The organism is Pseudomonas sp. MWU12-3088 (assembly GCF_023242405.1).
Classification (GTDB): Bacteria; Pseudomonadota; Gammaproteobacteria; order Pseudomonadales; family Pseudomonadaceae; genus Aquipseudomonas; species Aquipseudomonas kribbensis.
Genome location: NZ_JALJEA010000004.1, coordinates 111,366 through 125,010 on the forward strand (window position 1 = coordinate 111,366; position 13,645 = coordinate 125,010).

Below are 13,645 nucleotides of genomic sequence, written 5' to 3' on the forward strand. Positions count from 1 at the left end.
CACCCACGCTGAACCATGGAAAGCCGAAATTCTGCGCCCTTGGCGAGTTACATCGATCTGTTGCTGGACGCCGTTTGCGCGGTCGACAAACAAGGTCGCTTCGTTTTTGTCAGCGCAGCCTGCGAGCGGATTCTCGGCTACACCCCTGACGAGCTGATCGGCCAGTCGATGATCGACTACGTCTATCCCGCCGACCGTGAACGCACCCTGGCCGCCGCCAGCGACATCATGGGCGGCGAGCCCAAGCACAACTTCGAAAACCGCTACGTGCGCAAGGACGGCAGTCTTGTGCACATCCTCTGGTCCGCACGCTGGTCGGAAGTCGATCAACTGCGCATCGCCGTGGCCCGGGACATCACCGAGCGCAAACTCGCCGAGTCCCGTCAGGCCGCGTTGTATGCGATTTCCGAAGCGGCCCATGCGGCGGAGGATCTGCTGGCGCTGTTCAAACGCATCCACCTGATCATCGGCGAGTGGCTGCCGGCGCTGAATTTCTCCGTGGCGCTGTACGACGAACACTGCGCAAAACTGAATTTCCCCTACCACGTCGACGATGACGAGTTGCAACCGGAGCAACCCGGCACCGTGACCGGTCGGCTGTGCGCCGAGGTCATCCGCAGCGGCCAGCCGATCCTGCTGACCCCGGATTGCCCGCAGGCCCCGGCAGGCTTCGAAGCCTTGGTGGCGGGGCAGCAATCACCGTGCTGGCTCGGTGTGCCGCTGAATTCAAAAAACGGCACCATCGGCGCCCTGATCGTCAAAAGCCTGCCCGGCGGCGAGCGCTACACCGAGCGCGACAAGGAACTGCTGCAATACGTCTGCGCCCAGGTCGCCACCGCCATTGAACGCCAGCAATTGCACGCCCGCCTGCGGCGCATGGCGCAATACGATCAACTGACCCAATTGCCCAATCGCGAATTGTTGCGTGATCGACTGAAGGCTGCGCTGGCCAGCGCTCGGGAAACCTCGGGGCACATGGCGCTGCTGTATGTCGATCTGGATCGCTTCAAGCAGGTCAACGACACCTTCGGCCACGGCGTCGGCGACATGCTCCTGCAGACCGTGGCCAACCGCCTCAAGGGCTGCGTGCGCGAGACCGACACCGTGGCGCGGATCGGCGGCGACGAGTTCGTGGTGCTGCTGCACAGCGTCCACGCCCCCGACGATGCCGACAGCGTGGCGGAGAAAATCCGACAGGTGCTGGTGCAACCCATGCGCCTGGACGGGCACAACCTGCACATTGAGCCGAGCATCGGCGTCGCACGCTTTCCCGAACATGGTCATCACGAGCAGCAACTGTTTCGCCACGCCGATCAGGCCATGTACGCCGCCAAACGGGAAAATCATCGGGCGCGGGATATCTGACTGGCGGCCGCCGTTCGTCGCGGCAACGGCAACTTTTCTAAACCTTTGGGGGCTGGCGAATTCTCAATCCAGGCGGGCATCTGCTCGCTGACGATCAATACCAAGAGGAAGAGAATCATGCCTAACTCAAGAAACTCGAACTCGGGAAACTTTGCCAACGATCGAACGAAGGCCTCTGAAGCCGGTCGCAAGGGTGGGAAAACCACCACCACGACTGTCGATAAAGAACCTAAAACTGAAATGGGCCGCAAGCCCGCTCAGAAATCGAAGTAGTCGGCGAAGGTTGTTTTGATTGAGAGGCGGGGGCGCAAGCTCCCGCTTGAATTTGCCGAGAAGGAGGGCGCGACCATGAGCCGGATGGCCACCCGAGTACGCAACATCAGTTTTGTCACCCTGCTGGGCCTGAGTGCCGGCAGCGCATTTGCCCAGTCGCCCGCCGACTTCATCAACGAAGCCTCGGCCAAAGGCATGGCCGATATCGAAGCCAGTCGCCAGGCCCACAGCAAGGCCGAATCCAAAGAGGTCAAGGATTACACCATCGTGGTCATCAACGACCGCACCACGGCCAACCAGCATCTGGCGAAAATCGCCAAGAAGCTGGACCTGCCCATCGCCCCCCGTGAAGAAATCGCCGACAAGGCCAAGACGCTGATTCCGGAAGTGAAGGACGGCGCGTCTTTCGATCAGGCCTATGCCGCGAGCCAGGTCAAAGCCACGGAAGAAGCCATCGAACAGATCCAGCAGGAAGCCCAGACCACCGACGTGCCGGAGATCAAGGCTTTCGCCGACGAGACCCTGCCGAAACTGCAAAGCCACCTGGAAATGGCGCGGGCGCTGCAAGCCAGTCGCTGAAACCGGGTCGAACAAAAACGGCGCTCAAGGCGCCGTTTTTTTTGCTCAGCAGTCATTCAGGTCCTGCTTCGGTTTGCTCTTTTCACCCAACCCGTCAAGGTTGAAAACCTCGCCTTCACCCAATGCCCGGTAGTGTTTGCGCAACGCTTCAAGTTGTTTGAGATCCAGCGCCTCAAGCCCGAGCATCGCGTTCTGCGCTTCTTTGGTTACCAGCAACAACTCGTCGATCTTCAAATGCAGGATGTCGGTATCGCGGTTCTGGGTGTTCTGGATCAGGAACACCATCAGGAACGTGATGATCGTGGTCGAGGTGTTGATGATCAGTTGCCAGGTGTCATTGAAATGAAAAATCGGCCCGCTCAACCCCCACAACCCGATCAGAATCAAAGCCCCCATGAACGTCTTCGGACTGCCGGCCCAGAGTGCGAGCGTCTGGGAAATCTTTGCGAATTTCATGGCGGTGTTCCTTGTTGGGAGGGAGCTTGAAATTCAGACAGCGGGGGAGGGAGGAAAATTCTGCTTACAGTTTTCTGATCTCTATGGAAACCGCCGCAGACCGTGATTCCGGCGATATCGGACGTAGGTAGGGGAAGGCAGATAAACACGTTCGCTGTATCGTGACGGCAGCCGCTTTTTCCACGTTTCGCCAAAACGTCCAAGACAGGAGAACGCAATGACCTGGTCCGCCAAACAATACGTCGCTTTTGAAGATGAACGCACCCGCCCGGCCCGTGACCTGCTGGCGGCGATTCCCACGCGGGAGGCGCGTTCTGTGGTCGATATCGGTTGCGGCCCAGGTAACTCGACCGGGCTGCTGGTGGAGCGTTTCCCGGGGGCGAACGTGCAGGGCCTCGACAGCTCGCCGGACATGATCGATGCCGCGCGCAAGCGTCTGCCGCAGTTGCAGTTCGAGGTGGCGGACATTGATAAATGGACGGATGCGGGGTCGTTCGATGTGATCTTCGCCAACGCGGTATTGCAGTGGGTGCCGGATCACGGGACGTTGTTGCCGGCGCTGGCGGGCAAGCTGGCGCAGGGTGGCAGTCTGGCGATTCAGATGCCGGACAACCTCAACGAGCCGTCCCATCGATTGATGCGTGAAGTGGCTGCCAACGGGCCTTGGGCCAGCAAACTGGCAGGTGCGGCAGGGCAGCGGACCGAGATGGCGGATGCCAGCGCCTATTTCTCGATGCTGCGTCCGCATTGCTCGCGGGTCGATGTGTGGCGTACCACCTATCACCATCAGTTGGCGGGCGGGGCTTCAGGTGTTGTCGAGTGGTTCAAGGGCAGCGGTTTGATTCCATTCCTCAGCCCGCTGACGGAAGCGGAGCGGGCGGAGTATCTGGCGCATTATCTGGCGGAGGTTGCGAAGGCTTATCCGGCGCTGGCGGATGGTTCGGTGTTGTTGCCGTTTCCGCGATTGTTCATCGTCGCCACACGTTGAAATGAAAAAGGGCCGATTGGATCGGCCCTTTCTTTTTGCGGTCAGCGCTGTACGGCGACCAGCATCATCATCGGCCGCTCGCGCTCCTCGGCGAGGGCCGGTTGTGCGGCCACTTCTGCATCGCTCGGGCCCCATTCGTTGACGTGTTGAATCGTGAAGCCTGCGCCAATCAACGCGTTGAGTAGCGTGCCGACCGTACGATGCTGCTTGATCACTCCGTCCGCCAGCCAGTTCGTAACCCGTTCGCCTTCCATCTGATAACTGTCCAGCGGCCAGCGCTTGTTGCCTTCGCTGTCGACCAGCCAGCCCGGATTGCGCGGCGCCATGAAGATCGGGTGCTCGATGGAAAACACGAAATGCGCACCGGGTTTCAGCGCCGCATGCAGCTTGGCGAACAGCCCCGAGAGATCCTTGATGTAATGCAGGGCCAGTGAGCTGTAGGCCAGATCGAAAGTGCACGCAGGCAAGTCGAGCTGTTCCAGGTCGGCACGTTCGTAGCGGATGTTCGCGGCCGAGGTGGTGTCCTTCGCCCGCTCGAGCATTTTCTCCGAGACATCCAGCCCCAGCACCTCGGCTGCGCCTTGTTCGCTGGCCCAGCGGCAGAACCAGCCGTAGCCGCAGCCCAGATCCACCACCTGCAAACCGTGAAGGGAAGGCAACAAGGCTTTCAGCGCCGGCCATTCCGGCGCGGCGTCGAGGCCGCCGATGGAGCGGTTCATCTGGCTGTAGCCCTGGAAAAATTCGGGGTCGTCGTAGATGTTCTGGGTCATGGTTTGGTGCTCGTTTGAATTTGATTTGGGTGGCTCAACGGCCACGATTTGAAGTCCCTCGAAACGTGATGGCGCGTATTCGTCGATGGCCGCGCAGGGGGAGGGTGGTGGGTGGTGGGTGGTGGGTGGTGGGTGGTGGGTGGTGGGGAAATGCTAGCGGGTCGGGGCAAGCGTGAGAACCGAACGAGTGTTGGGGATCTGTAAGCAGCTCAGCGTAGCCGCTCTACGTTCTCATTGATTCGTTTCTGGATGGTTTGCAACGTGTCTTGAGTGATGACGCCGGGATACATTTTTTCGGCCATCGCCGCGAACTGGTCTGCCACTTCGCAGAATCGGGTGATGACAGCGTCGGCCGTTTCAGCCGAAACCTCTGCTTCTTCTGCTAGATCGAGAATGGCTTTTCGCCCGATTTCCAATGCCTCGCCCATTACGTCCATCTGGTGGTAGCCGCCGGGACCCTCGCAGAAGGTCACATCGTAGGCTGGCGCCAGCTTCCATTGGCCGGATTCCGACATGATGTAGGCGAAGTTCTTTGGGTGGTCATCTCGGTTGTTGAACGCGACGTTGAAAACTACACGCTTAAACGCGAGCGCTTTCTCCCTTACGTCATTGGTGCACAGATGGGTTGCACGCAGGAAGTTGACGTAGTCCAGTGCTCCGGCATTCTGGAAATCAGCGGCAGTGAAGGCTGCGAGACTTTGCATAGGCACGCGTAAGTCGTCTTCGCGATCAAAGCGCTTGGTAGCAAACGCTGCCAGCCCGTTTGGCAAGCTGAAGTACTGAGTGTCAGGTGTCTTTATTCCACACATCCGCAAGCATTCGGCGTAGACCATTTCGATGGCACACACCTCGGGATGCTCCTGCCGCGCGGGAAACTTGACCAGCCAGGCTTCGAAGCCTGATCTGGCTATGGTGGTAAAAGTGTCGGTTTGCGGATCGCGATAGACCAAGGCTTTTGGTCTGGCACCCTGCGGAGAGCCACCCACCAGCAACAGCCGTTGCAAGAATTCACCACCTTCACCATTGAGAACTTCCTGCACCTCAGCCGCCAACAGATCGATGGAGACCTCAACTTGCGGCTCCAGCGCATCGGATGCCACTGGCTTGAATGACATCGCACCCATGGCGTTGTTGCCGATGTAAGCGAGACGCTCGAGCGGACCAATGCGTGCGGAGTTAAGGCCACGCCGCTTGAACAAACGATCCATCAGCAGCATGCCCCAGCCATCCGGCAGCGAATCGTAGACAGGTCCAGGCAAACCCAATTGATGGGACGGAAAGTCACGCCGTAACTTGGGACCTTCCAATGGCAGTCTGTACGCCGACAGTTCCAGGCTTCTGTTCTTTGCCTCGTCGCTGTACTCGAACACGATCAGTGGACGACCGGTGATAGCCGTCGTGGAAACGAGTGTCCCCCACCGCCAGTGTTCACCCCATCCGTCGTAATAAACGTCCACTCGTTCAAGCATTTCCTGATTTCCTTTTTATGCGCTGACGCCTGGAGCTGTCTTCATAGCGAAGGATGTCGTCCAGGCTGTCCAGTTTTGGCAAGAACAGATCTTCGACTTCCTGGACACGCCCAACAACCATGGCTACACGGACCACGGTTTCGAAACTGACATTACGCCCGGCTTCAAGGTTGGCCACCGTATTGGTGCCGACACCGGCGCGAGCAGCCACATCGGCTTGTGTCATTTGCAGGGCTATCCGCTCTGTGCGGAGGCGTTGGCAGAGCCGCTTGACGATCTCGCTTGGTTTGCTGAGGCTTAATTCCAGCATGGTGTGCCTTATGTCGCATAAAGGTCAGTTAATACCCAAAATTATAGAGTTAACCTTCAGTGCGTCAAATCAGTTAAATCCATTTTGATATGAGTTAACCTCGATTTATGTCGATAAGCCACAATAATGCATAATTAAATTTTAAGTTTGTAAGCAGTCCAATCTGGCTTTACGTGGAGCATTCCTTCGAGACCATCTCAATCGCCTGTTCCTGGGGGGCCCCGGTCGAGAAGCAGCCAGGGAGGTCTGGCATCTCAACTCGCCATGCGAATTCACGGTTACCGGGATGTATTGCGTGAACGCTGCGGAGCGCTCACGAAATGAGTGTCGGATTGTCACGAGCGTAAGGGAAGACGGGGTGAATTCAATCAACGTGTTGTTTCTGAATGGTTCAGAAGCGGGCTTTTGCGCTACAAATCACAGACACAAAAAAACCGGCCATCAAGGCCGGTTTTTTCTGTGTGCGCATCCCCCGTCAAACCACGACGCAGGACATGAATTCGATTGGAGCGGGTGAAGGGAATCGAACCCTCGTTATCAGCTTGGGAAGCTGGAGTAATGCCATTATACGACACCCGCTCAGAGCGGCTGACTTTGTACCAGACTCGGCCACGGATTTGAAGTTTTCTTTGCGTGTGGCGAGCGGAAAAGCCTGAATCAGAGCCGGATCGGTCAATCGCGGGCAAGCGCTGCGGGCTGGAGGACGGCTTTATCTCAGCCCCGCAGGCTCGCTCGCGATGACACTGTTTCAAACGGCCAATGCATGGTGATCCTGAGTAAACGGGTGACGCGTTCGGCTGATAGGCTGCTGTGCAGGTTTCAGGAAACCGAGCAAGGCATTCTGGCTGTCCCGGCAAGCGGACTTGTGTTCCATGTCGAGGAAGTGCCCGGTGGCCTGCAGGGTGGTGAAGGTGCTTTGCGCCACGTGGTTGCCGAACAGCCGGGCATCTTCGGCAGCGGTGTATTCGTCCCATTCGCCATTCATGAACAGCACCGGCACGTTGATCTTCTTCGCCGCGTTCAGATAGCACTGGCGATCACTGTTCAGCACGTTGCTGATGTGAAAGTGCATCTGCCCGTATTCGTGCTCGGCGAGGCTGCTGACGTGGCGATAGTTGAAGCGCTTGAACAGCGACGGCAGGTGCTTGCCGATGGTGTTGTTGACCAGATGGCCGACCCGGTCGCCGTCGCGTTTGCCGAGGCATTCGACGCCGCGCTCCAGGTAATCGAGCATGTGCGCGTTGACCACCGGAGAGAACGAGCTGATCACGGCTTTTTCGATGCGCCGGGGCTGGTGAGCGAGAGCGACCATGGTCGCGGCGCCGCCCCAGGAAAACGACAGCACATGTTCGGCGGCGAAGTGGTCGATCAGTTCCAGCAGGATCAGACCTTCGACTTCTTTCGTCAGATGTTTCTCGTGACGATTGTGGATTTTCGACCTGCCCGCGTAGGGCTGGTCGTAGCAAACCACGTTGAATTGCGGGTGCAGATTTTTCACGGTCTGTGCAAACGACGCAGTCGTGGCCATCGAGCCGTTGACCAGAATAATGGTCTTTTCCGCGGCGTCTGCGCGATAGAACTCCGTGTAAACCCGATACTGACCCTGTATATCCAGCACAGCGATTTCTGGCCTCATGTCATAAGACTCCTGGCAAGCGGGTATGCGCGCAAATAGAGATTGCACGAGCTTTGTGACAGGTAGGCATACGCCTGGAATTTTGGAGCCCATGTCGATCCGTTACGGCAGGTCGACGGGTATTGTTATTGGCGGGCAATCTGCCGGCTGAGGCGGAGCCCTGAGGGCTCTCTACCGGCAAAAGGTTTCTTAGAAGTTATGAGTGACTCATCGGTCACAATTTGGCCGACGTCCTGATTCAAGCAGGGGGATCCGGATCGCGCAAGTGCCGTTGGTAAATTGTTCGACAACTTCTGCTGAGCGGTCGGCGGCTTAGAACAAATGGATCTCTTCGGTGCGCAGGGCGCGGTATTCGCCCGGTTTTAGCGCGTTATCCAGGTGCAGCAGGCCCATGGATTCGCGGTGCAGGCGCAGCACTTTGTTGTTGAAGTGACCGAACATGCGCTTCACCTGATGGTAGCGACCTTCGACGATGCTCAGCCGCGCCGTTCGTGGGCCGAGCACTTCCAGCTGCGCCGGTTGCGTGGTCAGGTCCTCGAAGGCGAAGTAGATCCCTTCGGCAAACTTGATCGCATATTCCGGGCCGATGTCCTGCTCGGTCTCGACGTAATAGACCTTCGGCAGTTTGGTCTGCGGCTGAGTCAGGCGCCGGGACCAGGTGCCATCGTTGGTGATCAGCATCAGCCCGGTGGTGTTGAAGTCCAGACGCCCGGCAATGTGCAGGTCGTCTTTGTCCGGCTCGTGGATCAAGTTGAGCACGGTCGGATGCTCGGGATCGCGCGTCGCGCTGACGCAGCCCTGGGGTTTGTACAGCATGAAATAGCGCGCCGGTTTACCGCTTTGCAGCACTTCGTCGTCGACTTCGACGCGGCTGAATTCCAGGACTTCGCTGTGGGGATCGCTGACGACTTTTCCGTCAATGCGCACGCGCTTTTCCACCAGCAACAGGCGAACCTGCTTGCGGTTGAAGCGGGGCAGGTTACTGAGGAAACGGTCGACACGCATGATCAGGAATCGGCAGGGAGCGGGGCGCGCATCTTACGGGATCGATGGCTTGGCCGCTTGCAGTTGCGCCTCGACCCGGGCGCAACGCGGGCACAGACAGGATTTGTCGCGCAGTTCCGCTGGCAGGGCCTCGAGCACGGCCGGGTCAATGGAGACGCCGTAGCACCAGCAGGCGCGGTCGGCGGTGCGCGGGTCGGCCAGGGTGCAGTCGTTGCGGGCGCCGCAGGCCGGGCAGAGGTCAGGTTTGTTCATGGGGCTCAGGCATAGGTCGATTGATGCATTTCCACGCAGATGCGATTGCGGCCGGTCTGTTTGGCCCGGTACATCGCATGATCGGCCCGGGACAGCAGGCTGTGCAAGGTGTCATCCCGTTGCAGGGTGGTGGCGCCGATGCTGACCGTCAGATTCAGGGTGTGACCGTTGTAGGCATATTCATGCTGTTCGACGTGCTGGCGGATTTTCTCGGCAATCTTCTGACCGGTCTCACCGTCAGTGTCCTTCAGCAGAACGATGAATTCCTCACCGCCCCAACGGCAGACGATGTCGGAATGGCGCAGGCAGCTTTGCAGGTCCCGGGCGAAACCGATCAGCACCTGATCGCCGGCCATGTGTCCGTAGGTATCGTTCAACACCTTGAAGTGATCCAGATCCAGCAGCAGCGCCGTCAGCGGTTTCGGCTCACGATGGGCTTCCTGCAAGGCCTGCCCGGCGAGCAAATCGAAGCCCCGGCGGTTGGGCAGTTCGGTGAGGCTGTCGAGGGTAGCCTGAGCGTGGATCTTGTCCTGATAGCGTTTGATCAAGCGATTGACCAGTGCCAGCACGATCAACGTCACCAGCAGGCAGATCAGCAGGTTGAGGTACAACGACTGGCGAATCTCGCTCAGTGCGCCGTCTTCGCGTTTGTCGACGAACAGGTACCAGTTCAGCTCCGGAATGAACCGCACGTTGAGGAAATGTCCCTGGCCGTGGGCGGAATATTCGTAGCTGCCGCTGTGGGGCTTGGGTAACTGGCTGACCAGACCATTCATGCTGTCGAGGTCCGTCAGGCTTTTCCCGACCCGCGCACCTTCCGGCCCGCCTTCGGCGCCGGTCAGTACCAGTCGGCCAAAAGTGTCGACGAAATAAACGCTGCGTTGATAACGCTGCTGATACTTGTCGATCAGCTTGATCACCGCATCCACCGTCAGTCCCACGCCAGCGGCGCCGATGAAGCGATCGTTGTAATCGAAGACCTTGTAGTTGATGAAAAAGGTCATGTTGTCTTTGTTGGCCAGGTCCGGGTCGACGTTGATCTCGTAGGGATCTTTCATGTCGCGCACGCGGAAGTACCAGGCGTCGCGCGGCTCGTCGATCTTCACCTGCTTGAGCACACCCTTGGCGTGGTAGTAGGTGTGACTGCTGTTGGAGACGAAGAACGCGGTGTAGGCGCCGTAGTGGGTCATGACCTCGTCGAGGTAGCGGGTCATCTGGTCGCTGTCTTTCTCGCCGTTCACCACCCAGTCGCGCATGAAGGTGTCGCGGGACATCATCGAGGAAATCAGGATCGGTCTGACAAGGTCTTTCTGGATTTCCGAATACACCGTGTCGGAGGTCAGCGGCAGTTCGGTGTTGACGATGTTGTCGCGGATCGAGGCCCGCGAGGCGTAGTAGCTGAGCAGCGAGGTGGCGAGGAAGCCTGCGCCGAGGAGGGCGACCAGCGTCAGTACCAGCGAACGTTGGGAGTAAAACGCAGATCTGAGCGGCATTGGCAATTCCGTTGACGGTGGCCCGATGGCAGCATTCTAGTGGCAGTGACGAGGAAAAGGTTGCGGCATATTTGCCTGAAATGAGCAGCCTGTTGCGCCGCTGATCCGACGGGCGATGGAAGTTGGCACTCGGCTGGGGTTAGCCAGTCAAATCTGTTGTCAGCCGGTCTTTGCCGACTGCTGTCACAGGTCTTCCAGGAGGCCGTCATGAGTACTGCAAAATTGCTGCGTCGGGTGCTGCTGGGAGCAGTGCTCGGTCTGGGGCTGTCCGGCTGTTATTACTACGGTGGCGGCTACGACGTTTACTCCGCGCCTTATTACTATCCCGGCTATTACTCGCCCTATTACTACGGTGGCTACTACGGCCCGCGCTATTACGGCGGCGCCCGTTACTACTATGGCGGTTACGGGTATCGAGGCTACGGGCGAGGTTATCGCGGCGGCTATCACGGTGGGCATCACTGATCAGCGACTGAATGTGGCGTCGTTTTCATGAACAAGGTTTCATCAATCACATGTTTCAAGTTGTTACAGGAACGCACCAGATTCCGAAAACGCTGTCAGATGTTTCGTCAGTCGCCGAATGAAAGACTGACGCCTGCCAGCGTCGCTGGTGTGGCTACCCGCGGTCCAGGAGGCCGCCATGTATCGCCGAATTCTTCTGCTTGCCGCGTTGCTTTTTTCCGTTGCCGGTTGCGTCCCTTATTCCTACGGAGACAGCTATTACAGGTCAGAGGTCTACACATCCCCCGCACCGGCTTACTACACAGGTGGCGGCACTTATTACAGCGGTGGCAGCACCTATTACTCGGCCCCGCGTTACTACCAGCCAGCACCACGCTATTACCAACCGGCGCCACGTTATTACTCGGCGCCCCGGTACTACCAACCGGCCCCACGCTACTACGAGAGCCGCCGCTGGCACGGTGATGATCGCGGACGCTGGGATGGCCACCGTCGTGGTGGCTGGGACGATCACCGCGGTCGTGGTAACCATGACCGTGGCGATCACTGGCGCGGTAGCCGCTGGTAACCAACCGCAAAAAAGCGGCGCATTGAGCGCCGCTTTTTTTATGCCCGGATTTCAGTAACTGGAGAGATCCGCCAACGGATGCCTTCCCTCCCAGACCTTGTGAAAGTGCGCCTCGACCACCGCTTCCGGGACCCGCGTGATGTCCGGCCAATGCCAGTGCGGTTTGTGATCCTTGTCGATCAATCGCGCGCGAACCCCTTCGCTGAACTCCGGATGCCGGCAGCAATTGAGGCTCAGGGTGTATTCCATCTGAAAGACTTCGGCCAGTGACAAGTGGCGGGCGCGGACGATCTGTTCCCAGACCAGATGCGCGGTCAGTGGCGAACCTTCGCTCATGGTTTTCGCTGCCCGGGCAATCAACAGGTCGTTGCTGTCCCGTTGCAGGCTGATGGCTTTCCAGGCGCAGGTCACGTCGCTGACATCCAGCAGTTCATCGATTGCCTGACGACGCGGTAGCCATTGCGCCTCGGGCATTTGCGCCACGGCTTCCTGCTGCAACGCCTTGAGCAGGCTGTTGAGCTGCATCGCGGTCTGTTCCTGCCAGTTCAGTTGCAGCAGGCCATCGATCAGTTCCTGTTGCTGTTCGTCGAGCAGGAAGCGGTCGGCCAGATCCAGGTCGAGTGCATCGCGGCCATTCATGTGCGCGCCGGTCAGGCCCAGGAACAAACCGAGCTTGCCCGGCAGGCGCGACAGGAACCAACTGGCACCGACATCCGGGTACAGGCCGATACTGATTTCCGGCATCGCCAATCGACTGCTTGGCGTGACGATCCGGATGTGTGCGCCTTGCAAAAGGCCCATGCCGCCGCCGAGCACATAACCATGGCCCCAGCAGATCAACGGTTTCGGGTAGGTGTGCAGGCTGTAGTCGAGACGGTATTCCGCGCTGAAAAACTGCGCGGCCAGCGGCGGCACTTCGCCGGGATGGGCGCGGCAGGCTTCCACCAGACTGCGCACTTCGCCCCCGGCACAGAAGGCCTTGGCGCCATTGCCGCGCAGCAGCACGCAGACGATTTGCGGATCCTTGGCCCAGGCGTTCAGTCTGTCACTCAGGGCATGGATCATCGGCAGGGACAGCGCATTGAGCGACTTTTCGGCATCCAGCGTGGCTACGCCGATGCGCGCGCCGTCGGTGCCGGTCAGTTCTTCGAAGTGCAGATTCATCGTGACCTCGATTAGGAATTTGAACGATCAGTATGATCGCTGTGTGGGAAAGTGCCGGATCTGCGTCAGATCAATTGACAAGCGTGGTCGGCTTTCCTAGGGTTCGCCCCATTGTTTTTGCCGGGTATGACCATGACTGCTGACGACCGTATCAAACTCGAACCGAGCTGGAAGGAGGCACTGCGTGCCGAATTCGACCAGCCTTACATGGCAGAGTTGCGCAATTTTCTGCAGCAGGAGCGGGCGGCCGGCAAGGAAATCTATCCGCCGGGACCGCTGATTTTCAATGCGTTGAACTCGACGCCGCTGGACAAGGTAAAAGTGGTCATTCTCGGCCAGGACCCGTACCACGGTCCGGGCCAGGCCCACGGCTTGTGCTTCTCGGTGCAACCGGGCGTGCCGGCGCCGCCGTCGCTGGTCAACATCTACAAAGAGTTGAAACGCGATCTGAACATCGACATCCCCAACCATGGCTATCTGCAGAGCTGGGCCGATCAGGGCGTGTTGATGCTCAACACCACCATGACCGTCGAGCGTGCCAATGCCAACGCGCACAAGGACAAGGGCTGGCAGTTTTTCACCGACCGGATCATCGAAGTGGTCAGCCAGCGGCAGCCGCATCTGGTGTTCATGCTCTGGGGCTCCCACGCCCAGAGCAAGCAGAAGCTGATCGACGCCACCAAGCATCTGGTGCTGACTTCGGTGCACCCGTCGCCGCTGTCGGCCTATCGCGGCTTTCTCGGCTGCGGGCACTTCAGCCGTACCAACAAGTTCCTTGAGCAGAATGGCGAAGCGCCGATCGAGTGGCGCCTGCCGTCGGTGGTCTGAAACTCAGGGCTGGCGGCTAATCTC

17 protein-coding genes and 1 tRNA gene are annotated in these 13,645 nt (G+C 58.9%); 7 read left to right on the top strand and 11 right to left on the bottom strand.

The genetic code is table 11. The features are described from left to right. Positions 1 to 15: 15 nt before the first annotated feature. The 3 genes from M5B98_RS12050 (at position 16) to M5B98_RS12060 (ending at position 2,217) form a co-directional block, all read left to right on the top strand. The gene (locus M5B98_RS12050) at positions 16 to 1,365 is read left to right on the top strand and encodes a bifunctional diguanylate cyclase/phosphodiesterase (RefSeq protein ID WP_248742817.1); all 1,350 of its coding nucleotides are present in this window, start codon (positions 16 to 18) and stop codon (positions 1,363 to 1,365) included. 117 nt (positions 1,366 to 1,482) lie between these two features. Further along, positions 1,483 to 1,638 carry a KGG domain-containing protein gene (locus M5B98_RS12055; RefSeq protein WP_082302357.1) on the top strand — a complete coding sequence of 52 codons (156 nt, stop codon included), beginning with the start codon at positions 1,483 to 1,485 and terminating at the stop codon, positions 1,636 to 1,638. A gap of 75 nt (positions 1,639 to 1,713) precedes the next feature. Then, on the top strand, positions 1,714 to 2,217 hold the full coding sequence (locus M5B98_RS12060; protein WP_192553034.1) for a DUF4142 domain-containing protein: 504 nt from the start codon (positions 1,714 to 1,716) through the stop codon (positions 2,215 to 2,217). A 45-nt stretch (positions 2,218 to 2,262) separates the two neighbouring features. Here the strand turns inward: M5B98_RS12060 and M5B98_RS12065 are convergent, their stop codons facing one another. Further along, complete coding sequence (locus tag M5B98_RS12065) at positions 2,263 to 2,673, bottom strand: low affinity iron permease family protein (protein ID WP_085710209.1); 411 nt, start codon at positions 2,671 to 2,673, stop codon at positions 2,263 to 2,265. A 217-nt stretch (positions 2,674 to 2,890) separates the two neighbouring features. Here M5B98_RS12065 and tam point away from each other — a divergent pair, with 217 nt between their 5' ends. Beyond that, the gene (gene tam, locus M5B98_RS12070) at positions 2,891 to 3,661 is read left to right on the top strand and encodes a trans-aconitate 2-methyltransferase (protein WP_248742818.1); all 771 of its coding nucleotides are present in this window, start codon (positions 2,891 to 2,893) and stop codon (positions 3,659 to 3,661) included. 41 nt (positions 3,662 to 3,702) lie between these two features. Here tam and M5B98_RS12075 read toward each other — a convergent pair whose 3' ends face one another. The 9 genes from M5B98_RS12075 to M5B98_RS12110 form a co-directional block, all read right to left on the bottom strand. Continuing rightward, entirely contained in the window at positions 3,703 to 4,431 is a 729-nt protein-coding gene (locus M5B98_RS12075) for a class I SAM-dependent methyltransferase (RefSeq protein ID WP_248742819.1), read from the bottom strand. A gap of 209 nt (positions 4,432 to 4,640) precedes the next feature. Continuing rightward, entirely contained in the window at positions 4,641 to 5,900 is a 1,260-nt protein-coding gene (locus tag M5B98_RS12080) for a type II toxin-antitoxin system HipA family toxin (RefSeq protein WP_248742820.1), read from the bottom strand. Continuing rightward, positions 5,893 to 6,210, bottom strand: coding sequence for a helix-turn-helix transcriptional regulator (locus M5B98_RS12085; RefSeq protein WP_248742821.1), 318 nt, complete (start codon positions 6,208 to 6,210; stop codon positions 5,893 to 5,895). Before M5B98_RS12085 ends, M5B98_RS12080 begins: the two co-directional genes overlap by 8 nt. A gap of 169 nt (positions 6,211 to 6,379) precedes the next feature. Then, a complete protein-coding gene (locus M5B98_RS28840; RefSeq protein ID WP_412548540.1) occupies positions 6,380 to 6,502 on the bottom strand; it encodes a type II toxin-antitoxin system HicB family antitoxin in 123 nt (40 codons plus the stop codon). Positions 6,503 to 6,715: 213 nt separating this feature from the next. Further along, positions 6,716 to 6,789: transfer RNA gene (locus M5B98_RS12090), tRNA-Gly, on the bottom strand. 169 nt (positions 6,790 to 6,958) lie between these two features. Further along, entirely contained in the window at positions 6,959 to 7,846 is an 888-nt protein-coding gene (locus tag M5B98_RS12095; protein ID WP_085710215.1) for an alpha/beta fold hydrolase, read from the bottom strand. A gap of 312 nt (positions 7,847 to 8,158) precedes the next feature. Continuing rightward, positions 8,159 to 8,851 (bottom strand): pseudouridine synthase, encoded by a 693-nt coding sequence (locus M5B98_RS12100; protein ID WP_248742822.1) that lies wholly within the window; start codon positions 8,849 to 8,851, stop codon positions 8,159 to 8,161. A 33-nt stretch (positions 8,852 to 8,884) separates the two neighbouring features. Beyond that, complete coding sequence (locus tag M5B98_RS12105; protein WP_248742823.1) at positions 8,885 to 9,103, bottom strand: cysteine-rich CWC family protein; 219 nt, start codon at positions 9,101 to 9,103, stop codon at positions 8,885 to 8,887. A gap of 5 nt (positions 9,104 to 9,108) precedes the next feature. Further along, a complete protein-coding gene (locus tag M5B98_RS12110) occupies positions 9,109 to 10,596 on the bottom strand; it encodes a sensor domain-containing diguanylate cyclase (protein WP_248742824.1) in 1,488 nt (495 codons plus the stop codon). A 207-nt stretch (positions 10,597 to 10,803) separates the two neighbouring features. Here M5B98_RS12110 and M5B98_RS12115 point away from each other — a divergent pair, with 207 nt between their 5' ends. Both M5B98_RS12115 and M5B98_RS12120 read left to right on the top strand, forming a co-directional pair. Beyond that, the gene (locus tag M5B98_RS12115; RefSeq protein WP_248742825.1) at positions 10,804 to 11,061 is read left to right on the top strand and encodes a hypothetical protein; all 258 of its coding nucleotides are present in this window, start codon (positions 10,804 to 10,806) and stop codon (positions 11,059 to 11,061) included. Between the two features lie 178 nt (positions 11,062 to 11,239). Beyond that, complete coding sequence (locus M5B98_RS12120; RefSeq protein ID WP_248742826.1) at positions 11,240 to 11,629, top strand: hypothetical protein; 390 nt, start codon at positions 11,240 to 11,242, stop codon at positions 11,627 to 11,629. Between the two features lie 51 nt (positions 11,630 to 11,680). Here M5B98_RS12120 and M5B98_RS12125 read toward each other — a convergent pair whose 3' ends face one another. Beyond that, the gene (locus M5B98_RS12125) at positions 11,681 to 12,793 is read right to left on the bottom strand and encodes an enoyl-CoA hydratase/isomerase family protein (protein WP_248742827.1); all 1,113 of its coding nucleotides are present in this window, start codon (positions 12,791 to 12,793) and stop codon (positions 11,681 to 11,683) included. Positions 12,794 to 12,925: 132 nt separating this feature from the next. On the opposite strand from M5B98_RS12125, the gene ung reads away from it, so the two are divergent. Next, positions 12,926 to 13,621 carry a uracil-DNA glycosylase gene (gene ung / locus M5B98_RS12130; protein WP_085710669.1) on the top strand — a complete coding sequence of 232 codons (696 nt, stop codon included), beginning with the start codon at positions 12,926 to 12,928 and terminating at the stop codon, positions 13,619 to 13,621. Positions 13,622 to 13,645: the final 24 nt, after the last annotated feature.